Raw genomic sequence first — 22,510 nt, 5'->3', positions numbered from 1 at the left:
AACCGTGGCCCAATCCGCATCACGCACCCACGCCACCCCGTCGGAACAGCCGTGCACACGCGGCGACACCGCACCCGATTCCACCGCCCGCACGGCCGCGGCCGCCGCCTTTACCGCGCCGCCGAGCCGCAAGCGCCTGCTGATCCTGATCCTGCTGTTCGTCACGGTCGTGATCAATTACCTCGACCGCAGCAACCTGTCGATCGCCGCACCGGCGCTGTTCAAGGAACTGAACATCGATCCGGTTCGCGCGGGCCTCGTGTTCTCCGCGTTCGGCTGGACCTATGCATTGATGCAGATTCCCGGCGGCTGGCTCGTCGACAAGGTATCGCCGCGCGTGCTGTATGCCGGCGCGCTCGCGCTGTGGTCGGCCGCGACGCTGCTGCTCGGCTTCGCCGGTTCGTTCGGGGGGCTGATCGTGTTGCGTCTCGCAGTGGGCGCGCTCGAAGCGCCGGCCTATCCGATCAACAACCGTGTCGTGACGACGTGGTTCCCGACCCGCGAGCGCGCGAGCGCGATCGGCGGCTATACGTCCGGGCAGTTCGTTGGCCTCGCATTCCTGACGCCCGTGCTCGCGTGGCTGCAGGTGCATCTCGGCTGGCACATGGTGTTCGTCGCGACGGGCGTCGCGGGCATCGCATGGGCCGCGATCTGGTATGCGGTGTATCGCGAGCCGCGCGCGTTTCGCGGCGTCAACGCCGCCGAGATCGCGCTGATCCGCGACGGCGGCGGCCTCGTCGATCTCGAGGACCGTATGGCCGCGCGCAGCGAACGCACGCCGTCGACGTGGCGCGACCTCGGCGTCGTGCTCGGCCGACGCAAGCTATGGGGCATCTATCTCGGGCAGTTCGCGCTGAACTCGACGCTGTGGTTCTTCCTCACGTGGTTCCCGACCTACCTCGTCAAGTATCGCGGGATGGACTTCATCAAGTCGGGCTTTGTCGCGTCGCTGCCGTTTCTCGCCGCGTTCGTCGGCGTGCTGTGCTCGGGCCTGCTGTCGGACTGGCTGATGCGCCGCGGCGCATCGCAGGGCTTCGCGCGCAAGCTGCCGATCATCTCGGGGCTGCTGATCTCGACCTGCATCATCGGCGCGAACTACGTGAGCTCGACCGGCTGGGTGATCGCGTTCATGACGCTCGCGTTCTTCGGCAACGGCTTCGCGTCGATCACGTGGTCGCTCGTGTCTGGGCTCGCGCCCGCGCGGCTGCTCGGCCTCACGGGCGGCATGTTCAACCTGATCGGCAATCTTGCCGCGATCGCGACGCCGATCGTGATCGGGCTGCTCGTCGACGGCGCCGACTTCTCGCGCGCGATCACCTACATCGCCGCGATGGCGCTCGCCGGCAGCCTGTCGTACGGGCTGCTGGTCGGCAAGGTCGAGCGCATCGACGCCTGAGCGCGAAAGCGATGCGGCACACGCGTGCCGCACCGCTTTCCTCGGCATACTCCAATCAGAACCGCAGGAACCCGTCGCGCGCGAGCGCGTGCGGATTGCCCGCCACGTAGTCGAGCGCGCATGCGTCGGTATCGATGCCGACCGTCAGCAGCGTTTCCCAGCGCTCGGTGTCGGGCATCGACAAGTCCGGATGGAAGCACACCACCGCGTCGTCGGCCGCCGCGCCGCACATCGCCGCCGCGCGCTCGCGCACGTCGGCGCTCGTCATCCCCGTCACCACATCGTTCAGGTGCGCGAAACGCTCGCGCGTCGTCGAGCTGTCCGGCATGCATTCGCCGCCGCTCAACGCGCGATCGAGAAAATGGTTCGTATGCAGCAGCCAGCCGTCCGGACGCGGCACGACCACACCGACGCCCGACGGGCTCAGCTCGATGCTCGCCGCGCGCGGATGCGCGTCCTGTCGCGTGAATACCGTCAGCACCGTCGACGCGCTCACGCGCGCGCTGCGCGCGAGGTCGATCGCGTCCTGCACCGTCGTCGCTTCTTCGAGGATGCGCCGCGCGATCGCATGCACCGGCACGCCCGCACTGTCGTTGTCGCTCGCGTGGTGCAGGATGTTGAAGTGCAGGCCGAGCCCCGCGCTGTTCACGCCGAGCTTCGCGAGCATCCCGAATTCGGAGAACAGCTTCACGGTGCGGCCGTGCCGCGTGCCGAACTGCATCAGCAAACCTTGCGGCGCGAGGCTATCGTGCCAGTCCCACGTCTGCAGCGTGCGCGGCGCATCGGGGCCGGCCGGTGCATAGACGGTCGTCGAGCATTCGCCTTCGGCCGACGCGGGCGCCGTGGCGAGAATCTCGGTGCGCGCGTTCAGGCACGCGAGCTGCCAGCGCGGCAGGTCGACGCCGTCCGCGATCGCATCGACCTCGTCGGCCAGCGCCGGGCACCACGCGCCGAGCGCCGCGAGGCTCGCGTTGCCGATCTCCCGCGCGCGCTGCGGCGCGATGCCGAGCTTCGGGAAGAACGCGAGATAGAGCGCGACCGTCTCGCGGATCTCCGACGCGAACTGCTCGCCGATACGGCGGCCGCGCTCGCGCGGATCGGTGAGATCGGTCGCGAAAGTGTGCAGCTTCAAGATGAATGCTCCTGTGTTGAATAGGGTCCGGGCTCATCCGACCCGCACCGGGTTGCGTCGCGCGGCGACGCCCGGTCGCGGCCTCGATCAGAACGCGTAGATGAATTGCATGCCGGCCAGGTCGTTGCCGCGCCCGTAGGTGCCGTTGCTCTTCAGGAACACCGGATGGTTCGCCGCGTCGTGGCGATACTCGACCTTCACGGTGATCTGCTGCGTCGGATAGAACAGCAGGTCGGCCGTGATCGCATAGCGCTGCGCGCCCTTGCACTCGGTGCCGTTCGTCGCCGAGCCCTGGAAGCACGACGGATCGATGCCGAAGCCGCTCGACCCGTTCACCGACGGATTGCCGCCCGAGAGCCCGTACTGGATGTTCGTGCCGCCGCCGCCGTTCGCCGTGTTGTTCAGGTAGTCGAAGCGCAGCGTCGCGCCCATGCGGCCGACCCACGCCGACGTCCACTTCGTATGGCCGAGCAGCGACATCCCGTACCAGCGCGCGGTGCCGCCGTTCCATGCGCCCTTCTGCAGTTCGCCGTAGTCGACCTGCGCGTTGATCTGCGTCTTGTCGTGCGTATAGGTCATGTCGGCTTCCACGTACTTGTAGAGCCCCGTCGGCGACGATCCGTTGCACTGGTAGCCGTAGCCGCCCGCATTCGCGCACGGCGAGAACAGCGACTGCCGGCCGAGCATGCCGGAAATCCCGAAGTCGAATGCGGTCGACGTCGCGTTGTCGAAGCGCGCGGTGACGGTCGGCGTCCAGTTGGTCTTGGTCGTGTTGTTCGCCGCGTTCGCGATCGCGCCGGCCGTGCGCAGCACCTCGTTGCCGACGATCACCTGCCAGAAGCGCGTCATCGCGTCGTTCGAGCCCTTCAGCCCGATGCCGAGCAGATTGCCCGGTTCGCTGAAGTCGTACAGCAGCCCGTGCGTGAGCGTGAGCATCTGGTTCGACGGCTGCACCTCGTAGCCCGCGAGGCTCGGCATCATCCCGACCTCGAAGGTCTTCGTCGTGCCGAGCGGCACGTTGACCTGCGCCTGCGTGATGATGTTGTTGCCGATGCCGCCGTGCGCGTTGCTGAACACGTTGCCGAAGCCGCGGTTCGGCTGGATCACGATCTCGGCCGACGGCGCAGTCGGGCCGACGCCGAAGGTCTTCTTGATGTCGAGGTAGACGTCGCCGATCGTGCTGTTGAAGTAGTCGTACGCGCCCGGATCGTGGTTCAGGAACTGGAACCCCGACGTGCGCTGCGCGCGGTTGAACAGGTACACGGGATCGATGTAGCCGGTGATGCTCAGCCCCGCGAGCGGGCCGGTCGTCGCGGCTTCCTGGAGCGAGTCGACCTTCAGCGACGCGTTCGCGATCTGCTCGCGCATCTGCTGCAGGTCGTCGTTCGTGAACACGGGCGCGGCATCCGCGGCCGGGGTGGCGGCCGCCGCCGTGTTGATCGTGCCGATCGGCGCGCCGCCTGCCGACGTCGATACCGACGCCGATGCCGGTGCAGCGCTTGCAGCGGCCGGCGCCTTCGCCGCGAGCATGCTCGCGCGCAACGCGTTCACCTGCTGCTGCAACGCAGTGACCTGCGCCTGCAGCGCCTTCATTTTGCTCGAGTCGGTCGCATCGCGCGGCGTGTGTGCGAATGCCGATGCCGCTTCGAACGCGAGCAGGCACAGCGCCGTCATGTGTTTGATTTTCATGGGGGTGTGGGAATCGTCGGGACGAGCGCGCCCCCGCCCGCCGCGAGGGGCGGCGGGGCGCGCGCAAACGAAAGCGGGGAACGCGGCCGGCTTACTCGGTCTTCAGCTTGGTCCAGAGCCGGTTCTGCAGACGCATCAGCTCCGGCGGGACCGGCTTGCCGAGGTTCAGCTTGCGGATCACGTCGGCCGGCGGGAACACGGCCGGATCGTTCGTCACTTCCGCACGCACGAGACGCTTCGACGACGGCACCGCCGACGGATACGACGTGTCGTTGGTCAGGTTCGCGCTCTCCGTCTCCGACAGCACGAAGTTGACGAACCTCTGCGCGGCATCCGGATGCGGCGCGTCCTTCGGAATCGCCATCATGTCGAACCACAGCGCGCTGCCTTCGCTCGGGATCACGTACTTGATGTGATACGGCTTCTTCGCCGCAGCGGCCGCGATGCGCGCCGAGTTCACGTCGCCCGACCAGCCGAGCGCCAGACAGATGTCGCCGCCCGCGAGATCGTTGATGTAGCTCGTCGAGTTGAACTGCGTGATGTACGGCCGTGCCGTCTTCAGCAGCTCGTACGCGGCCTGGTAGTCCGCCGGGTTCGTCGTGTTCGGATCCTTCTTCAGATAGATGAACGCCATCCCGAACGCGTCGACCGGCGAATCGAGCATCGACACGCCGCAGCTTTTCAGCTTGCTCGCATACTTCGGATCGAACAGCAGCGACCAGCTGTTCAGCGGCGCATCGTTGCCGAGCAACGCCTTCACCTTCTCGACGTTCATCCCGAGCCCGTCGGTACCCCACGTCCACGGAATGCCGTACTGGTTGCCCGGATCGTCCCTCGACAGCACCTTCATGATGTCAGGATCGAGCAGCGCGTAGTTCGGCACCTGCGCCTTGTCGATCTTGCGGTAGATGCCGGCCTGCAGCTGCCGCGCCCAGAAGATGTCGGACGGCACGACGACGTCGTAGCCCGACGTGCCCGACAGCAGCTTCGCCTGCAGCGTCTCGTTCGAATCGAACTCCTGGTAGACGACCTTGATGCCGGTCGCCTTCTCGAAGTTCGCGATCGTCTGCTTGCCGATCGAGTTGCCCCAGTTGTACACGTTGACGACCTCCGCCGCGAGCGCGGACGGCGCGCCGAACCACGCGAGCCCGCCGAGCGCGAGCGCCGCGCATGCCGTTCGCAGCCTGTTGTTCCACTCTTCTGCCATGTTTTCCTCCGTCGATATCATGAGCCGTTCGTCACGAACGGTGTTTCGTTCAGTGACAAAAATGTAGCCAGAGGAAATTGGCCGGTCTGCCCTGCCGACAGGGGGACACGCCACACAATCGGCGCAGCGCGCAAGCAGTTTGAAAGCCGACCCGTCACGACCGGTCACGACCTGGCCGCGCCGCTTGTGCGCGCGCCGCCGCTCACACCGCGCCGACGCCCGTGCGCGCGCCGAACGCGTCGCTCACATGCGTGAGCGCGCCATCCATCATCGTCAGCGCGACGTCGATACGGCCGATGTCGTACTGGCCGACCTCGAACAGGTCGTTCTCGAGCACGACGAGGTCCGCGCGCTTGCCGGGCGTCAGCGACCCGATCTCGTGCTCCATCCCGAGCTGGTACGCGCCGTGGATCGTGTACGCGGCGATCAGCTGCGGAATGCTCAGGCGCTCGGCGATGTCCGGGAACACCGGCGCATCGGGCTCGCCCGCGAGCTGGCGCGTGTGGCCCGATTCGATGTGTTCGAGCGGCTTGTGCTGGCAGCGGCACTGGCACGCGAGGCCGTCCATCCCGATCGACACCGTCACGCCCTCCTCGATGAACGTGCGGAACTTGTACATGTTGCTCCAGCGCGCGTGGCCGTAGTGGTCGCGCAACTGCTCGGTGTACGCGTCGACCACGCCCCATTGCAACTGCGTGTTCGCCATCACGCCCGCGCGGCGAAAGCGCGGGATGTCGTCGGGATGCGTGAGGAACGCGTGCGTGATCACGTGGCGGCGATCGCGCGGCGGGTTGTCGCGGTTGACCCGCTCGAAGCCCTCCAGCGCCATCCGCACGGCCGCGTCGCCCACGCAGTGCACCATCACGTTCGCGTTCGCGCGATCGGCTTCGACGAGGTAGCGGTTGAACGTGGCGGCCGGCATCGTCGGCGCGCCGCAGGTGTCGGGGCGGTCCGCATACGGCTCGAGCAGATACGCGGTATGGTTCGCCTCGGTGCCGTCGAGAAACAGCTTCAGCGCGCGCGCCTTCACGAGCGGCGAATCGTATTGCTCGCGATACTTCACCAGCGTGCCGACCGGATCGTCGATCTCGCCGATCACCGCGACGCTGCCGACCACGCGCAGCTTCAGGTCGCCCGCGCGCTCCATCGTCTGCAGCGTCTCGTACAGCAGCGACTGGTCGCCACTCGTATCGAAGAAGCCCGCATCGAACACGGTCGTCACGCCGGCCGCGCACAGCTTCTTCTGCCACGGCGGAATCGACTTCAGGTACAGGTCGATGCCGGTCGGCAGCAACCCGGCCGCGCTGATCCGCTGCAGCAGGATCGAATACGCGGCGCCGTCGACCACGAGCCCGGTCGGCTCGCCCGTCGTCGCGTCCTTCTCGAACCAGCTCGCGCCTTCCTGCACCGGCGGCGTCGACGCGTCGATGCCCGCGATCTCCAGCGCCTTCGAGTTCACCCACATCGAGTGGAAGTCGGTCGACAGCACGCACACCGGACGATCCGCGCAGATCGCGTCGAGCGTCTCCTTGCGCAGCAGCTCCGGCGGAATCGTCGCCTGCACCCAGCCCATCCCGGTGATCGCCGGCTCGTCCGGATGCGTGTCGACATAGTCGCGCAGCGCGCCGAGCACCTTCTGCGGATCCTCGTAGTTGACGAACGCCTGGAACGCGAACGCGGTCGTCGCGAAGTGCCAGTGCGACTCGACGAAACCCGGCAGCACGAGCCGCCCGCCCGCGTCGACGACCTGAGTCGCCGCGCCGACATGCGCGTGCACGCCCGCGGTATCGCCGACGTAGACGATCCGGCCGTCGCGCACCGCGACGGCCTGCGCCCACGGGCGGTGCGGATCGACGGTGTAGACCTTCGCGTGCGTCAGCACGAAATCCGCCGGCGCCGCTGCCGGGTGCGTCGATTGATTCTGCATTGCCTGTCCTTTCCGGTTTTCGAAGTGCTTTCACTATAGGCAGACGATACGCACCGGTCTGCCCCCCCGGCACCGGGGCGTGGCGGAATCGGACGGTGCGCGGCGGGTTGCTTGTCGTCAATGTGAGGACAACGCGCGATACGCGCCGCAAAATCCGGTGAATTCCCGGCAGACGCGCACGCGGGCTTCGCGTAACGTCGCGCTGTCATCCGCTCGAGACCGCCCACCATGCGACTTCTCCATCCCGATCCCGCCGCGCAAGGCCACTACCTGATCGGCGTGCGGCCCGGCTCGCTCGGCGCGACGCTGCGCGCGGTCGGCACGCCCGACTTCATCGGCGCGATCACCGAATTCGTGAACGACAGCATCGCGGCCGACGCCGTGCATCTCGAACGCTGGCGCGCCGACACGGGCAGCGCGTCCGGTCACGTCGTCGAGTGGCTGGGTAGCGGCTGTACGCGCCATGCGGCCGACACGCTGCGCGTGATGGATACGTACTATCAGGAGTACTGCCACGTCGATCCGCTGTTCGCGCCGCTGCGCGGCAAGGCCGGCACGCTGCTCGTGCAGCGTCATATCGACGGGCTCGCGCAGGGCGACTTCCGCCGCCGCATCTTCGACGAGCCGCGCATCGCGCAGGAATGCGTGCTGGTGCACGGCACCGCGCACATGCAGTACGCGCTCGGGCTCGCACGCACCGACGGGCAGGCCGCGTTCACGACCGACGAGCTGTTCCACTTCCGGCAGATGGTTGATCTGCTGTTCCCGATGTTCGAACTGCACGCGCGCTCGTGCGGCGCACGGCGGGTCGCGTCGATGTCGGCGAATGCGGTGTCGTATGCGGGTTTCGATGCGCGTCTCGAACGGCAGCAGGTGCACCTGTCGCGCCGCGAGCACGAGATCTGCAAGCTGCTGCTGTGCGGACGGTCGGTGCCCGAGGCCGCGCAGCAGCTCGACGTGAAGCTGTCGACCGCCGAGTCGTACGTGAAGCGCGCGTTCGCGAAGCTCGGCGTGCGCACGCGCCGCGAGCTGTTCGACTGGGCGATGGTGGACTGCTGACGCGAAGCGGCACGGCGCGAGCGGCACGAGCACCGCGCGCGCTATGCGGCCAGCGCGACCGCCTTGATGTTGAACGCGCGCAGCAGGTCGTCGCAGAATGCATCGACGATCGGCTTGTCGCTCGCGCTGCGCTTCATCGCGAGATGCAGCGGCACGTCGAAGCTGAACGTCGAGCGGCCCACCGCCTTCACGAGCCCGCGCTGCTCGAACGGCTCCGCATAATGCGCGGGCAGGTAGCCGAGGTGCCCGCCCGACAGGATCAGGATCGTCGCGGCCTCGATGCTGTCCGCGCTCGCGGTCACGCGCCGCTCCGGCAGCGGATACTGCTCCTCCGGCACCGGATAGGTGCGCCACACCCAGTCGTGCGCCTGCAGGTCGTCGGCCGACACCGGCCGCGACGCATGAAACAGCGGATGCCCGCGCCCGCAGTAGATCACCTGCTCCTCGGTAAACAGCGGCGTGTAGTCGAGCCCCGGCACGCGATGCCAGAAATACCCGATCGCGAGATCGAGCTGGTTGTTGACGAGGCTTTCCTCCAGCTCCTGCGGCGACGCGACCTTCATCGCGAACGTGACGGCCTGGTCGCGCTTGCGGAACGCGCCGATCGCGTCGGCGAGGCGCGCATTCTCGACGAGCGGCGCCTGGCCGATCAGCCCGATCGACAACGTGCCGACCAGCTTGCGATCGATGTCGCGCACGCGCGCGACGAACTCGGACGTCGCCGCGACGAGCGTGCGCGCGGTCGCCGCGAAGCGCTCGCCCTTCGACGTCAGGCGAAAGCCGCCGCGGCCGCGATCGCACAGCTTGAAGCCGACGCGCGCTTCGAGCGCGGACAGCTGCGTGCTGATGGTCGACTGCCGCACGCCGAGCGACGCCTCGGCGGCCGTGATGCCGCGTGCGTCGACGACGGCCAGAAAGACCCGGATGAGCCGGAGATCGAGATCGGTGGTATTCGAGAACATGCTTCAAGCCGCTGCGCATGCGCGCGTTGCCGGGCCGGCACGGCACGGCGCGCATCGCGCGCCCCGCCGGCCGCCTTCGCCGATGAACCGAATCGGTCGCGCGCCGCCATCGGCAGCGACGCGCGCCGTGTCCGTCACTCGGGCGTCGCCACGAGCGCATGCTCCATGCCGAACACCGCGGGCCGCAGCCGCACGTAGCAGAGGAACGCCACCGCGCACAGCACGATCGCCGCGATCAGCGCCGGCTGCGTGCCGACGCGCTCGATCAGCGAGCCGCCCGCGACCGAGCCGACGCCGTAGCCGAGTGCAACGCAGCCCGGCGACAGCGCGGCCGACTTGCCGATCAGGTCGTACTGCGGAATCGTCGCGTAGATCAGCAGCGCGCCGCCCGTCCAGCCGCCGAGGTTCACGAGCGTCCAGCGGCGCAGGCCCGCGCCGGCGCCGAGCTTCGGCATCGCCGCGCAGATCACGAGGCTCGCGACGTTCGCGATGCCGAGCACGAGCGATACGGCCCGGCCGTTCAGGCCCGCGTCGGTGCCGATCTTCTCGAGGAAGGTCCACACCACGCCCACGCCGCCGTACAACGCGAGCTGCGCACACAGCACCAGCATCGCGCCGTTGCGGTCGATGCCGCCGCTCGCGCCGTCCGGCGTCGGCACGGCCAGCGTCTCGCCGCGGCGAAACAGCGGCGTCGCGAGCACGAACGCGCCGAGCACCATCGCGACGAAGCCGAACACGCCGTGCGCACCCCACGTGTCGCTCAGCATCGGGAAGATGGTGGCGAGCAGCACCATGCTCCACAGCACCTGCCCCATCAGCATCATCCCGAGATTGCGCTCCGGCGCGCGCGAATACGACAGGTAGCGCAGCGCGATGCCGTTCAGCCCGCCGGAGCCGACGCCCGCGATGAACTGCAGCGCCGAATACGCGACGAGCCCGTGCGTCGCGAGCGTGCCGAGGTTCGCGCCGGCCGCGAGCGCGACCGCGCCGGCGAGCACGAGCCGTACCGGCCGGCGGCCGAGCACGAACGCGACGAGCAGCGTGCCGGTCGATTCGCCGAGCACCTCGACGAAGCACGACAGCCCGAGCGCCGCTTCGCCGAAGCCCCAATGACGTTCGACCTGCCCGACGATCGCAGGCAGGCCGAGAAAGACCGTCGGCCCGAGCATGCCGAGCAGCAGCATCACGACGACGAACAGCGCGCTTTCCTGTCGCGCTTCATCCTGCAGATTTACACCAGTCATTCCGTGTCTCTCTCCGTGTCCGCAGCGCGGACCGTCCGCTCATGGGCGTTTTTGTCGTGCCGCGGCCGGACCCGCGCCGCCGCGTCGCTTACATCGGGAAGCCCATCGCCTTGATCCCGTTGATCCACGCGCGCTTCCAGCCGCCTTCTTCATCGGCGCCGTCGAACGCATGGAACGTGATCTTCGCGGCGACCCAGCGCATCGGTTCGGGCGGGATGTAGCTCGGGCTCTGGTTCGCGATGTCGAGCTTGCGCTCGGGGCTGTCGCGATCGAACAGGATGTTCAGGCCCATGAACGCGCCGAACCGGCTCGCCGCGACGCCGAAGCCCGTGTAGCCGGCGACGAACACGGCCTTGTCGCCGAGATAGCGCTTCGCGAACACCGAGCCGCGCGAGCAGTAGTCGATCGGGCCGCCCCATGCGTGCGAGAAGCGCACGTCGCTCAGCTGCGGGAACGTGCGGTAGAACGCTTCCGCGAGCCGGATGTAGGTTTCGCGCTGGCCGTCCTGATGCGGTTCGGGATCGCCGTCGAAGTGATAGCTGACCAGCCCGCCGAAGATGATGTTGTTGTGCTTCGTCAGCCGGAAATAATTGAGCTGCGTGCGCGTGTCGTACACGCCCTGGCGATTCTTCCAGCCGATCCGCGCGAGCTGTTCGTCGGTCAGCGGCTCGGTCGCGAGCACGTGGTCGCGCACCTGCATCACGCGGCGGTTGATGTCGGGAATGCCGACCTTCGCGGTGCCGCTGCCGAACACCACGCGCGGTGCGCGCACGCTGCCCTTCGGCGTCGTCACGAACACCGTGCTGCCTTCGTCGGCCACGGTCGTGAGCGGCGTATGCTCGTACAGCTTCACGCCGAGCTGCAGCGCCGCGCGCTTGAGCCCCCACGCGAGCTTCGCCGGGTGCACGATGCCGCTGCGATTGCGCGACCACAGCGCGCCCGCGAACAGCGGCGAGTTCAGTTGCGCGAGCGTTTCGTCGCGGTTGAGCAGCACGACGTCGTGCCCGTATTCGCGATGCAGGTCGTAGTCGCCCTTCAGGTGCGCAAGGTGCTCGGGGTCGACCGCCACCGTCATTTCGCCGTTCCATTCGATGTCGGCGTCGATGTCGTAGCGCCTCAGCGTTTCCTCGAAACCGTCGAGATTGTGATGGCCGAATTCCTCGAGCTGCGCGATGTCGTTCGGGAACACGCGCACCGCGTTCGGCAGCCCGTGCATCACCGACGTCGAGATGATCCCGCCCGCGCGCCCCGACGCGCCGTGCGCGACCTTGCCGGCCTCGATCAGTACCACGTTCAGGTGCGGCATCTGTTCCTTCGCCTGCACGGCCGCCCACAGCCCGGTGAAGCCGCCGCCGACGATCAGCAGGTCGGCCGTCACGTCGCCGACGAGCGCCGGTTCGGTGGCGGGCGCGGCCGGGTTGTCGAGCCAGTACGGGAACAGCTTCGTGTTCGCGAGCGCGTCGGCGGCGCTCAGTGCGACCGGTGCGCCGCGCGCGGCATGTGCGTGAGCCGGTGCGGCTCGTGTTGCTTCGTTGACTTCCATATCCATGATCCCAGCCATCCCACGTGATCGCGGCCCGCGCATGTCGTGCTTGCGCGGCGTGCCGATTTCGCCGATTTCACCGATTTCACCGGTAGCGATGATCGGCGCCGCGCGCCGCAAGCCGCGACGCGTTCCGCCGGAACGCGCGCAACGCACGTCGCTTGCGGTCGATCGAAAACACCACCGCTGCCGGGCCCGCGTCAACCTGACGACGACGCCGCGGCGGCGGTTGCTCACATCACGACTTCTCGAGCAGCACGTAGAACTTCTTCGCGTCCTCGATCGTCTCCCAGCGGCCCGCGAAACCGGCCGGCAGCAGGTAGCCCTGGCCCGGCGTGAATTCCTTGCGGTTGCCTTCGACGTCCGTCAGCGCAATCCGGCCCTCGACCAGCCACACGGCTTCGTCGGCGGCGGTTTCCGGGAATTCCACCGAGCCGACCTTGCCTTCCCACCAGCCGACGAGGTAGTTGCCGCTCTTGCCTTCGGCCGCGCGCCAGTCGCTTTCGTCCATCCCGAAGTCGAGCTTCGTGAATTCGCCAATGCCTGCGCCGAGCGGCAGGATGTCCTTGATCAGTTTGGTCATCTGAATCTTCGTCTGTTGATTGAAAAAAGCAGAGACAAAGTTACTCATTTACACTGCCCCGGTATGCCCCCCTTCGGGGGGGACAAACCGCGTTTTCCGGGTGCGCAGGGGTGGCAGGACTCCGTACCGTATTTCCACCTAATGACGTATTCCGTTGCAACCGCTAAAATCGCGCCCGCTTTTCACCCGGGGAACCGCATGCTGCTCAACGTGAACCCCTTCCACCGCGATACCGACCGCTTCAACGTGTCGTTCAAGGCGCTGGGCGAGCTGATCGAAACGGTCGGCACGCCGCACTTCGTGCCGCGCCTCACGCAGTTGCTGAACGAAGTGGTGCCGCTCGACGTCGCGCACGTCGAGCGCTCGCGCGTCGACGGCTCGATGCCCACCGGCTACCGCTGCGAATGGATCGGCAGCAGCGGCATCGGCACCGAGGCCGCCGAAATCTCCGACGTGATGACGCTCTACTACGATCGCTTTCTCGACAGCGATCCGCTGTTCGCGGGCCTGCGCGGCAAGACGGGCACGATGCTCGTCGTGCGCGACATCGCGGCGATTCCGCCCGGCGAATTCCGCCAGCGCATCTACGACGACGTGCATATCGGCCACGAATGCGTGCTCGCGCGCGGCACCCGCTATGCGCAGCATTCGATCGCGCTCGAACGCGGCCGCGACCGTCCGCCGTTCACGCTCGCCGAGATGAACCGCTTTCGCAGCATCAGCGACGTGCTGTTCCCGCTGCTCGAACTGCACGCGTCGACCACCGCCGCGCGGCGCGTCGCGCATCCGACGCCCGAAGTGCATCCGCTCGCGCAATTCGATGCGCGGATCGCCGCCGACGACGTGAAGCTGTCCAAGCGCGAATACGAAACCTGCAAGCACCTGATCTCCGGCAAGACCGTGCCGGAAACCGCCGACATCCTTGGTGTGCGCGTCGCGACGGCCGAGTCGTACGTGAAACGCGCGTTCCAGAAGCTCGGCGTGCGCACGAAACGCGAGCTCGCCGCATGGGGCTCGGCCGTGCCGGCGTTCCCGGCCGCTGCTTCGCACGGCGCCAGCACCGGCGATAACGACGCGCCGCCCTCGATCAACGGCTAATCGCTCTCGCCCGCATCGCTCACGGTTGCGCCGCGTCGATGCGGCAGCGCCACTCGCATCGAGCCACGTCGATGTAAACGTTGCGACTTCAAAATCTTCGGGCCCGTGTTCTCCTCTACCATCGGCCGATCGTTTTTCACCAGAAAGAGGAGACGGCCCCATGCACCGCGAATTGAACCAACCGATGGGCGGCAACGAGATGCCGCGCTTTGGCGGCATCGCCACGATGATGCGCCTGCCGCAGGCCAATACGACCGACGGCCTCGACGTGTGCTTCGTCGGCGTGCCGCTCGACCTCGGCACGTCGAACCGCTCGGGCTCGCGCTTCGGCCCGCGCCAGATCCGTGCCGAATCGGTGCTGCTGCGCCCGTACAACATGGCCACGCGCGCCGCACCGTTCGATTCGCTGCAGGTCGCCGACATCGGCGACGTCGCGACCAACCCTTACGACCTGAAGGATTCGGTGCGTCGCATCGAAGAGGCGTACGACGAGATTGTCGCGAACGGCTGCCGGCCGATCACGCTCGGCGGCGATCACACGATCGCGTGGCCGATCCTGCGCGCGCTGCACAGGAAATACGGCAAGGTTGCGGTGGTGCACATCGACGCGCACGCGGACGTGAACGACACGATGTTCGGCGAGAAGATCGCGCACGGCACGCCGTTCCGCCGCGCGGTGGAAGACGGCCTGCTGCAATGCGACAAGGTCACGCAGATCGGCCTGCGCGGCACCGGCTACCACGCGGAAGATTTCGACTGGTGCCGCCAGCAGGGCTTCACCGTCGTGCAGGCGGAGGAATGCTGGAACAAGTCGCTCGCACCGCTGATGGCGCAGGTGCGCGAGCGCGTCGGCGACACGCCGGTGTATCTCAGCTTCGACATCGACGGCCTCGATCCGTCGTTCGCGCCCGGCACCGGCACGCCGGAAATCGGCGGACTGTCGGTGCAGCAGGGTCTCGAGATCATTCGCGGGATGAAGGGGCTGAACATCGTCGGCGCGGATCTCGTCGAAGTGTCGCCGCCGTACGATCCGAGCGGCACCACCGCGCTCGTCGGCGCGAACCTCGCGTTCGAAATGCTCTGCGTGATGCCGGGCGTCGCTTACCGCTGATTCGCTGATTCGCTGATTCGCTGATTCGCTGATTCGCTGATTCGCCGAATCGCTGAACCGCTGAACCGCTGAACCGCTGAACCGCTGAACCGGCGAACCGCTGAGCCGCTGCACCGCTGAACCGGCGAACCGCTGAGCCGCTGAGCCGCTGAGCCGCTGAGCCGCTGAGCCGCTGAGCCGCTGATCCGCTGATCCGCTGATCCGCTGATCCGCCGCACCGCTGAACGGCCGAACCGCCGAGCCGCCGAACCGCCAACCCGACCGACTGGAAACCGCCATGTCCACCGCTGAGCTTTCCCCTTCCGCCGCGACGCGCGTGCTGCCCGCCGCACGTATCGCCGGCCGCCCCGTGCGCACGCATTCCGACGAAGCCGGTGCGCCGATCTTCAACGCATCGACCGGAGAAACGATCGGCTGGCAAGAGTTCGCGACGGCCGCGCACGTCGATGCCGCGGTTCGCGCCGCGCATGACGCGTTCGCCGGCTGGCGCGACACGCCGCCTGCCGAGCGCGGCCGCCTGCTCGCGAAGATCGCCGAGCGCGTTGAAGCCGACCGCGAGCGCCTCGCGGCGCTGCAGATGCAGGTGAGCGGCAAGCCGCCGTTCGAGGCAGATGCCGATGTCGGCGACGTCGTCGCGACGTTCGCGTATTACGCGCAGCTGTGCGAAAACCCCGCGTTGTTCTCCGCTGAGCCCGTCGCGCTGCCGAGCGACGCCGTCGAGGCCGAGCGCTTCTACGACGCCGTCGGCGTCGCGGCGCTGATCATGCCGTGGAACTTCCCGATGGTCACGACCGCGTGGAAGCTCGCGCCCGCGCTCGCGGCCGGCTGCACCGTCGTGCTGAAGCCGTCCGAGCTCACGTCGCCCGCCGAGCACGCGCTGATCGACCTGATTGCCGAAGCCGGCGTGCCGGACGGCGTCGTCAACGTCTTGAACGGTGGCGCCGACGTCGGCGCGGCGCTCACCGCGCATCCGCTGATCGACAAGATCTCGTTTACCGGCAGCACGGCCGCCGGCCGCAAGGTCATGCAGGCCGCGGCCGACGACATGAAGCGCGTGACGCTCGAGCTCGGCGGCAAGTCGTCGCTGATCGTGCGCGACGATGCCGATCTCGACGTCGCGGTGTCGCTCGCGGTTGCGGGCGCGTTCACCAACGCGGGGCAGATGTGCTCGGCCACCGCGCGCATCCTCGTGCACGACAGCCTCTATCGCAGCTTCATGGCCGCGTTCGAGACGGCCGTGCGCGCGCTCGTCGTCGCGCCGCCGAGCACCGAACAGGTCGCGATGGGGCCGATGATCTCGGCCGCGCAGCGCACGCGCGTCGACGCAATGCTCGAGCGCGGCATCGCGGCGGGCGCGCGCGTCGCGTTCAGCGGCCGCGTGGCCGATAGCGGCGGCGACGGCTTCTTCATGGCGCCCGTCGTGATCGCGGAGCCGGCCGCGGACAACCTGCTGTGGACCGACGAGGTGTTCGGCCCGGTCGCGTGCGTGAAGTCGTTCCGCACCGACGACGAGGCGATCGCACTCGCGAACGACACGCGCTACGGGCTCGTCGCAACGATCGTCACGCAGGACGCGGACGTCGCGAAGCAGTTCCAGGCGCGCGTGCGTGCCGGGCTCGTGTGGATCAATGCGCCGCAGGTCATCTATCCGCACGTGTGCTGGGGCGGTTTCGGGTTGAGCGGGATCGGCCGCGAACTCGGCGTGACGGGCCTGCGCAGCTACCAGGAACTGCGCCACGCGATGCGCGCGATCGGTTGACCAGGGCGGCCTTTCAGGCCATTGGCGGCGCCGCGCCTGGTGGGCGGGGCGCCGTTTTTTTGCGAGCTTCGTTGAACTGATCGGGCGGCTCGATGCGCATGCGCGCGAGGTCATGCCGTCGGATGCACAAGCGGGAGAAGCGTCGCGGGCACGACCGCTTCCTGTACGCCGACGGCGCGAACGCCGGCGAAGTCGCCCACTTCTGGTACACGAACCTACGCAACGGGCAGCGCGCAAAAAGCCGGAAGGTTGGGCTGGCATCAGTGCGGCCGCCGGCCTGACCGGGTTCCGGCCGCCGCCCCATTCCTGTGTCACATACTCGTTACTTCCGCGTCGCAATGATGAACAGGCGCGGGAACGGCAGCAGCACGGTGCCGTCGTCGAGCACCGGATAGCCGTTCGGCCCCGCGACGGCCTCGCGGTAGCGCGCGACGAACGCATCGCGCTCGCCCTCATCGAGCGCCGCGAGGAACGGCCGCAATGCGCTGCCCTTGAACCATTCGACGACCGCGTCGGCGCCGCCGCTCAGCGGGTGGTAGTAGGTCGTGCGCCACACGTCGACGCGCGAACACAACGGCGACAGCAGCGCGTAGTAATACCGCGCATCGAACCGCTCGGTGCGCGCCGCGTTCTTCAGCTTCTCCGCCCACGGCCCGGCCGCCGCGATGTCGCGCATCAGCCGGTGGGCCGGTTCGTCGAGGTTGTCCGGCATCTGCACCGCGAGATGGCCGCCCGGCGCGAGCCGGCCGACGAGCGACGGAAACAGCGTGTCGTGTGCGGGCACCCATTGCAGCACCGCGTTCGACAGGATCAGATCATAGCCGCCCGGATCGTCCCACGTGGCGACATCCGCGAGATCGAAACGCAGCGAAGGCAGGCGCTTGCGCGCGGCCGCGATCATGTCCGGCGACGCGTCGATTCCGCGCACCGTCGCGTCCGGTGCGCGCGCGATCAGCGCCTCGGTCGAGTTGCCGGGCCCGCAGCCGATATCGATCGCGGTGTGGATCGGCGTATCCGGCACGGCAGCCAGCAGGTCGCGCACCGGCCGCGTGCGTTCGCGCTCGAATTGCACATACTGGTTTGCATATTGATCGAGTGGGGTCGTCACGATATTCCTCCGGGTCGGCGTGGACGGGTGCCGGGCAGCAGCCGTCGATGCAGCGCATTCTGCGATTCCGTCCGCCTTCAGTAAAATGAATTTAATATCGTTATTGATTCAAAATCCTGATGAAAATCGATACGCTCGGTGTCCAGGCTTTCGTCGCGATCGCCGACGGCGGCAGCTTCAGGCAGGCGGCCGATACGCTGCACGTGACGCAAACGGCCATCACGCAACGGCTGCGCAAGCTCGAATCGTTTCTCGGCGTTGCGCTGGTCGAACGCACGACGCGCCGCACCACTCTCACCGAGATCGGCCTGCGTTTCCTGCCGCAGGCGCGCCGGCTGCTGAACGAGCTGTCGGATGCGCTGACCGAAATTCGCGAGACGGGCCTGAGCCGGCGCGGCGACGTGACGATCGCGTGCGTGCCGACCGTCGGCGTGCAATACCTGCCGCGCATTCTGCGCGCGTTCTCCGAACGCCGGCCGCACGATCGCGTGAAGATTCTCGATCACGCGTCGGCGTCGGTGCTGCAGGCCGTGTTGCGCCGCGAAGCCGAATTCGGCATCGGCATCGCCGGCGATCAGCATCCCGAACTCGTCAGCGTGTCGCTGACCGATGACCCGTACGTGCTCGTGTGCCGCGACGATCATCCGTTCGCGAAGCGGCGACGGCTTCGCTGGGCGGCGCTGCAGCCGCATCCGCTGATCTTCGCCGGCGAGGTGAGCGGCAATCGCGGGTTGCTCGATGGGGCGCTGAAGACGAGCGGCGTGTCGCTGCATTCGTTCTACGAGGTGCAGCGCAGTTCGACTGCGCTCGGGCTCGTCGCCGAAGGGCTCGGCGCAGCCGTGGTGCCGAAGCTCGCGATCCAGAAGAATGCGTATCCGATGATCCGTACGATCGAGCTCGTCGAACCGTCGGTGTCGCGCACGCTCGTGCTGTTGACGCGCAAGGCGGCGCAGTTGTCGCCCGCGGCGCGGGCGTTGTACGACATGATCGTGGAGCGCGCGGCGCCGAGGCGCTGATCGGGATATGACGAGGACGCTCCCGGAGCCGCAGCCGTCGCGGATCGTTGCGGACACTCGGCCGCGTCGCATGCATCGTTGCGCTGTTGCGCGATGTCGGTGGATGTCATCCGGATGCCGCTATCGGACGATGTGTGCGCCCTGCCGCCACCGCGCAACCTGAGTCAAAGCGTCTTGACCATGAACACGCGCGCGGTGCCTTCCGGCTCACACGGCACTTCGCCGAACGTCTCGTAACCGTGCTTGCGGTAGAAATCCGGCGCCTGGAACGTAATCGTGTAGAGCACCGCACGCGCGCAGCCGCGGCGCTTCGCTTCCGCTTCGGCCTCGCGCAGCAGCCGGCTGCCGAAGCCGCCGCCGCGCAACGATTCCGGCAGGTAGAAAAGGTCGATGAAGAACAACCCGAGCGACGTCCGGCCCGTGAGGCCGCCCAACACGTCGCCGGTTGCGGGATCGGTCACGTAGACATCGAGCGCCGCGGTATCGGAGCGCCCCGTCATCACGTGGTTGAATTCGCCGAGCTTGCTGCTGATGAAATCGCGAGCGGCCGGTTGTTCGATATCGGTCAGCTGGAAGGAAACGTCGGGATGTGCGGTCATGGAGTCAAGGCGAGCGTGAACGGGCGTCGCACGACTATAGCGCGTCCGCACGCTGCGTGACGGGCGCCGCCCCAGACTCCTGACGCACTTCATGACAGATGCGCGAACGGCGGACGCATCGCGCGCCCGCCGCTCCGGCATCCGTCGCATCCACTCAGGCCGCCGCGAACGCCGCCTTCATGTCGGCCACACGACGCCGCTCGCGCGCGATCATCGCCTGGTTCACGACGATCACGCCGATCGTCACGGCCGTGATGAACAGTGTTGCCAACGCATTCATCTCCGGGTTCAGCCCGAGCCGCACGCGCGAGAACACCACCAGCGGCAGCGTCGTCGAGCCCGGCCCGGACAGGAACGCCGACAGCACCAGATCGTCGATCGACAGCGTGAACGACAGCAGCCACCCCGACAGCAGCGCCTGCGAGATCAGCGGCAGCGTCACCACGAAGAACACCTTCAGCGGCGTTGCACCCAGATCGAGCGCAGCCTCTTCGAGCGACTTGTTCATCTCCTTCACGCGCGACTGCACGATGATCGCGACATACGACACGCACAGCATCACGTGACCGATCCAGATCGTCACCATCCCGCGGCCCTTCGGCCAGCCGAACATCTGCTCCAGCGCAACGAACAGCAGCAGCAGCGAGATCCCCTGGATCACCTCCGGAATCACCAGCGGCGCGTTGATCATCCCCGTGTACAGCGTGAAGCCCTTGAAGCGGCCGAAGCGCGCGAGCACGAAGCCGGCCCACGTGCCGATCACGACCGACGCGGTGGCCGTCAGCAGACCGATCTTCAGCGACAGCCACGCGGCGGTCAGCAGCTCGTCGTCGTCCAGCAGCGCCGCGTACCACTTCAGCGAGAAGCCCGACCACACCGTCACCAGCTTCGATTCGTTGAACGAGTACACGACGAGACTGATGATCGGGATGTACAGGAACAGAAAGCCGAAGGCGAGAACGCCCGTCGACAGCGGTTTGCTCGGCTTGATCATTTCGCTTCCTCCAGTTCCTTGACCTGGTAGTACTGGAACAGCGCCATCGGCACCAGCAGCAGCATTACCATCGCGACCGTCACCGCGGACGCCATCGGCCAGTCCATGTTGTTGAAGAATTCATCCCACATCACGCGGCCGATCATCAGCGTGTCGGCGCCGCCGAGCAGCTCGGGAATCACGTATTCGCCGACCGCCGGGATGAACACCAGCAGGCTGCCGGCGATGATCCCGTTCTTCGACAGCGGCAGCGTGATGCGCGTGAACGCGACCCACGGCTTGGCGCCCAGGTCGTACGCGGCTTCGAGCAGCGTGAGGTCCATCTTCACGAGGTGTGCATAGAGCGGCATCACCATGAACGGCAGGTACGAATAGACCATGCCGATATAGACGCCGGCATCGCTGTGATAGAGGCGCAGCGGCGTGTGGATGATGCCGAGCGCGATCAGCGCGTGGTTCAGCAGCCCGTCATCCTTCAGGATCCCGATCCATGCGTATACGCGGATCAGGAACGACGTCCAGAACGGCAGCATCACGGCCATCATCAGCACGTTGCGCCGGCCCGGTTCCGCGCGCGCGATGTAGTACGCTATCGGGTAGCCGATCAGCAGGCACAGCAGCGTCGACACGGCGGCCATCTTCAGCGAGCTGAGGTAGGTCGCGATATACAGGTCGTCCTGCAGCAGGAACGCGTAGTGGCCGAGCTGCAGCGCGAAGTGCACGACGCCGTCCTTCATCGCGACGAGCGACGTGTACGGCGGGATTCCCATCACCTGGTCGGCGAAGCTGATCTTGAACACCAGCACGAACGGCAGCGCGAAGAAGACCGTGAGCCACAGGAACGGCACGCCGATCGCGACGCTGCGGCCCGACGGCAGCAAGCGCGACAGCGCGGCGAAGCGGCTGCGGCGTCTGGAAGCCGGTGTCGCGGCGGTGGCGCCGGTCGGAACCGGCGCGGACGGAGTGGAAGCGGAAGTTCTCATCGTGTCGTCCTCACGCCGTCAGCACGACGCCGCTCGCCGGCGACCACGACACGAACACGTCGTCGTTCCACGACGGCGCACCGTCGTGCAGCAGGTGCGAGCTCGACAGGTTCGACACCACCGTCTTGCCGCTCGGCAAGCGCACGTGATACAGCGAGTAGCTGCCCATGTACGCGATGTCGGTCACGACGCCGCGCGCCCAGTTGTGATGCGAGCCGGGTTTCTCGCGCGACACCTGCACGCGCTCCGGGCGCACCGAGATGCCGACCGGCATCCCGAGCGGGCCGGTGACGCCGTGGCTCACGTACATGCGCGCTTCGAGATCGTCGCTCTCGACGAAGATGTGATCGGGCTCGTCCTCGACCACGCGCCCTTCGAACAGGTTCGTCGAGCCGATGAACTCGGCCGAGAAGCGGCTGTTCGGGTATTCGTACACTTCGCCGGGTGTGCCGATCTGCACAATCTTGCCTTCGCTCATCACCGCGAGGCGGCTCGCCATCGTCATCGCTTCTTCCTGGTCGTGCGTGACCATCACGCAGGTCACGTCGACCTTCTCGATGATGTTCACCAGTTCGAGCTGGGTCTTCTGGCGGATCTTCTTGTCGAGCGCGGACATCGGCTCGTCGAGCAGCAGCAGCTTCGGGCGCTTGACGAGCGAACGCGCGAGCGCGACGCGCTGCTGCTGGCCGCCGGACAGCTGATGCGGCTTGCGCTTCGCGTACTTGCTCATCTGCACGAGCGCGAGCGCATCGGCCACGCGCTCCTTGATCTCGTTCTTCGGCGTGCCTTCCTGCTTCAGCCCGAACGCGACGTTCGACTCGACCGACATGTGCGGGAACAGCGCGTACGACTGGAACATCATGTTCACCGGGCGGCGATACGGCGGCAGCGACGCGAGGTCTTCGCCGTCGACGAAGATCTTGCCAGAGGTGGCCGTCTCGAGCCCGGCGAGCATGCGCAGCAGTGTCGACTTGCCGCAGCCGGAGCTGCCGAGCAGCGCGAACAGTTCGTTCTTCGCGATCGTGAGATTTACGTTGTCGACGGCGGTGCTGTCGCCGAATTTCTTCACGACGTTTTCGATGCGTACGAACGCGTCGTTC

Annotated in this window: 19 protein-coding genes; 6 read left to right on the top strand and 13 right to left on the bottom strand. The window is 67.3% G+C overall.

Going from position 1 to position 22,510, the window contains the following annotated elements; all coding sequences use genetic code 11:
- Positions 1 to 4: 4 nt before the first annotated feature.
- Positions 5 to 1,396, top strand: a complete 1,392-nt coding sequence (locus tag O1Q03_RS17480) for an MFS transporter (RefSeq protein ID WP_269505032.1) — start codon at positions 5 to 7, stop codon at positions 1,394 to 1,396.
- Positions 1,397 to 1,451: 55 nt separating this feature from the next.
- Here O1Q03_RS17480 and O1Q03_RS17475 read toward each other — a convergent pair whose 3' ends face one another.
- From O1Q03_RS17475 to O1Q03_RS17460, 4 genes are all read right to left on the bottom strand, one after another.
- Positions 1,452 to 2,528: a C45 family autoproteolytic acyltransferase/hydolase gene (locus tag O1Q03_RS17475; protein WP_269505031.1), complete on the bottom strand. Its 1,077-nt coding sequence runs from the start codon at positions 2,526 to 2,528 to the stop codon at positions 1,452 to 1,454.
- A gap of 87 nt (positions 2,529 to 2,615) precedes the next feature.
- Positions 2,616 to 4,217 (bottom strand): DUF3138 family protein, encoded by a 1,602-nt coding sequence (locus O1Q03_RS17470; RefSeq protein WP_269505030.1) that lies wholly within the window; start codon positions 4,215 to 4,217, stop codon positions 2,616 to 2,618.
- 91 nt (positions 4,218 to 4,308) lie between these two features.
- A complete protein-coding gene (locus O1Q03_RS17465) occupies positions 4,309 to 5,424 on the bottom strand; it encodes a polyamine ABC transporter substrate-binding protein (protein ID WP_269505029.1) in 1,116 nt (371 codons plus the stop codon).
- Positions 5,425 to 5,626: 202 nt separating this feature from the next.
- The gene (locus tag O1Q03_RS17460) at positions 5,627 to 7,351 is read right to left on the bottom strand and encodes an amidohydrolase (RefSeq protein WP_269505028.1); all 1,725 of its coding nucleotides are present in this window, start codon (positions 7,349 to 7,351) and stop codon (positions 5,627 to 5,629) included.
- Positions 7,352 to 7,579: 228 nt separating this feature from the next.
- On the opposite strand from O1Q03_RS17460, the gene O1Q03_RS17455 reads away from it, so the two are divergent.
- Positions 7,580 to 8,410 (top strand): helix-turn-helix transcriptional regulator, encoded by an 831-nt coding sequence (locus O1Q03_RS17455; protein ID WP_269505027.1) that lies wholly within the window; start codon positions 7,580 to 7,582, stop codon positions 8,408 to 8,410.
- A 41-nt stretch (positions 8,411 to 8,451) separates the two neighbouring features.
- Here O1Q03_RS17455 and O1Q03_RS17450 read toward each other — a convergent pair whose 3' ends face one another.
- The 4 genes from O1Q03_RS17450 to O1Q03_RS17435 form a co-directional block, all read right to left on the bottom strand.
- Positions 8,452 to 9,372 carry a LysR family transcriptional regulator gene (locus O1Q03_RS17450; RefSeq protein ID WP_175691324.1) on the bottom strand — a complete coding sequence of 307 codons (921 nt, stop codon included), beginning with the start codon at positions 9,370 to 9,372 and terminating at the stop codon, positions 8,452 to 8,454.
- Between the two features lie 134 nt (positions 9,373 to 9,506).
- The gene (locus tag O1Q03_RS17445; protein ID WP_269505026.1) at positions 9,507 to 10,616 is read right to left on the bottom strand and encodes an MFS transporter; all 1,110 of its coding nucleotides are present in this window, start codon (positions 10,614 to 10,616) and stop codon (positions 9,507 to 9,509) included.
- An 88-nt stretch (positions 10,617 to 10,704) separates the two neighbouring features.
- Entirely contained in the window at positions 10,705 to 12,165 is a 1,461-nt protein-coding gene (locus tag O1Q03_RS17440; protein WP_269505025.1) for an NAD(P)/FAD-dependent oxidoreductase, read from the bottom strand.
- 232 nt (positions 12,166 to 12,397) lie between these two features.
- Positions 12,398 to 12,742, bottom strand: coding sequence for a cupin domain-containing protein (locus O1Q03_RS17435; protein WP_269505024.1), 345 nt, complete (start codon positions 12,740 to 12,742; stop codon positions 12,398 to 12,400).
- A 198-nt stretch (positions 12,743 to 12,940) separates the two neighbouring features.
- Between O1Q03_RS17435 and O1Q03_RS17430 the strand changes: the two genes are divergently transcribed.
- The 3 genes from O1Q03_RS17430 (at position 12,941) to O1Q03_RS17420 (ending at position 16,710) form a co-directional block, all read left to right on the top strand.
- On the top strand, positions 12,941 to 13,840 hold the full coding sequence (locus O1Q03_RS17430; RefSeq protein ID WP_269505023.1) for a helix-turn-helix transcriptional regulator: 900 nt from the start codon (positions 12,941 to 12,943) through the stop codon (positions 13,838 to 13,840).
- A gap of 160 nt (positions 13,841 to 14,000) precedes the next feature.
- On the top strand, positions 14,001 to 14,951 hold the full coding sequence (gene speB / locus O1Q03_RS17425; RefSeq protein ID WP_269505022.1) for an agmatinase: 951 nt from the start codon (positions 14,001 to 14,003) through the stop codon (positions 14,949 to 14,951).
- Positions 14,952 to 15,228: 277 nt separating this feature from the next.
- Entirely contained in the window at positions 15,229 to 16,710 is a 1,482-nt protein-coding gene (locus tag O1Q03_RS17420) for an aldehyde dehydrogenase family protein (protein ID WP_269505021.1), read from the top strand.
- A 322-nt stretch (positions 16,711 to 17,032) separates the two neighbouring features.
- Here the strand turns inward: O1Q03_RS17420 and tam are convergent, their stop codons facing one another.
- Positions 17,033 to 17,818 (bottom strand): trans-aconitate 2-methyltransferase, encoded by a 786-nt coding sequence (tam, locus tag O1Q03_RS17415; RefSeq protein ID WP_269505020.1) that lies wholly within the window; start codon positions 17,816 to 17,818, stop codon positions 17,033 to 17,035.
- A gap of 119 nt (positions 17,819 to 17,937) precedes the next feature.
- Here tam and O1Q03_RS17410 point away from each other — a divergent pair, with 119 nt between their 5' ends.
- Positions 17,938 to 18,834: a LysR family transcriptional regulator gene (locus O1Q03_RS17410; RefSeq protein ID WP_269505019.1), complete on the top strand. Its 897-nt coding sequence runs from the start codon at positions 17,938 to 17,940 to the stop codon at positions 18,832 to 18,834.
- Between the two features lie 164 nt (positions 18,835 to 18,998).
- On the opposite strand, the gene O1Q03_RS17405 is transcribed toward O1Q03_RS17410, so the two are convergent.
- The 4 genes from O1Q03_RS17405 to O1Q03_RS17390 all read right to left on the bottom strand — a co-directional run.
- Complete coding sequence (locus tag O1Q03_RS17405; RefSeq protein WP_269505018.1) at positions 18,999 to 19,433, bottom strand: GNAT family N-acetyltransferase; 435 nt, start codon at positions 19,431 to 19,433, stop codon at positions 18,999 to 19,001.
- A 154-nt stretch (positions 19,434 to 19,587) separates the two neighbouring features.
- On the bottom strand, positions 19,588 to 20,427 hold the full coding sequence (locus tag O1Q03_RS17400; RefSeq protein ID WP_207997808.1) for an ABC transporter permease subunit: 840 nt from the start codon (positions 20,425 to 20,427) through the stop codon (positions 19,588 to 19,590).
- On the bottom strand, positions 20,424 to 21,410 hold the full coding sequence (locus O1Q03_RS17395; protein ID WP_269505017.1) for an ABC transporter permease subunit: 987 nt from the start codon (positions 21,408 to 21,410) through the stop codon (positions 20,424 to 20,426). The genes O1Q03_RS17400 and O1Q03_RS17395 overlap by 4 nt, the downstream gene beginning before the upstream one ends.
- A 10-nt stretch (positions 21,411 to 21,420) precedes the next feature.
- Positions 21,421 to 22,510, bottom strand: a 1,090-nt coding sequence (locus tag O1Q03_RS17390; RefSeq protein WP_269505016.1) for an ABC transporter ATP-binding protein, incomplete at its 5' end; no start/stop codon positions are given.

This window comes from Burkholderia sp. IMCC1007, assembly GCF_027257875.1.
Lineage (GTDB): Bacteria > Pseudomonadota > Gammaproteobacteria > Burkholderiales > Burkholderiaceae > Burkholderia.
This window is presented reverse-complemented; position numbering and strand designations above follow the sequence as displayed.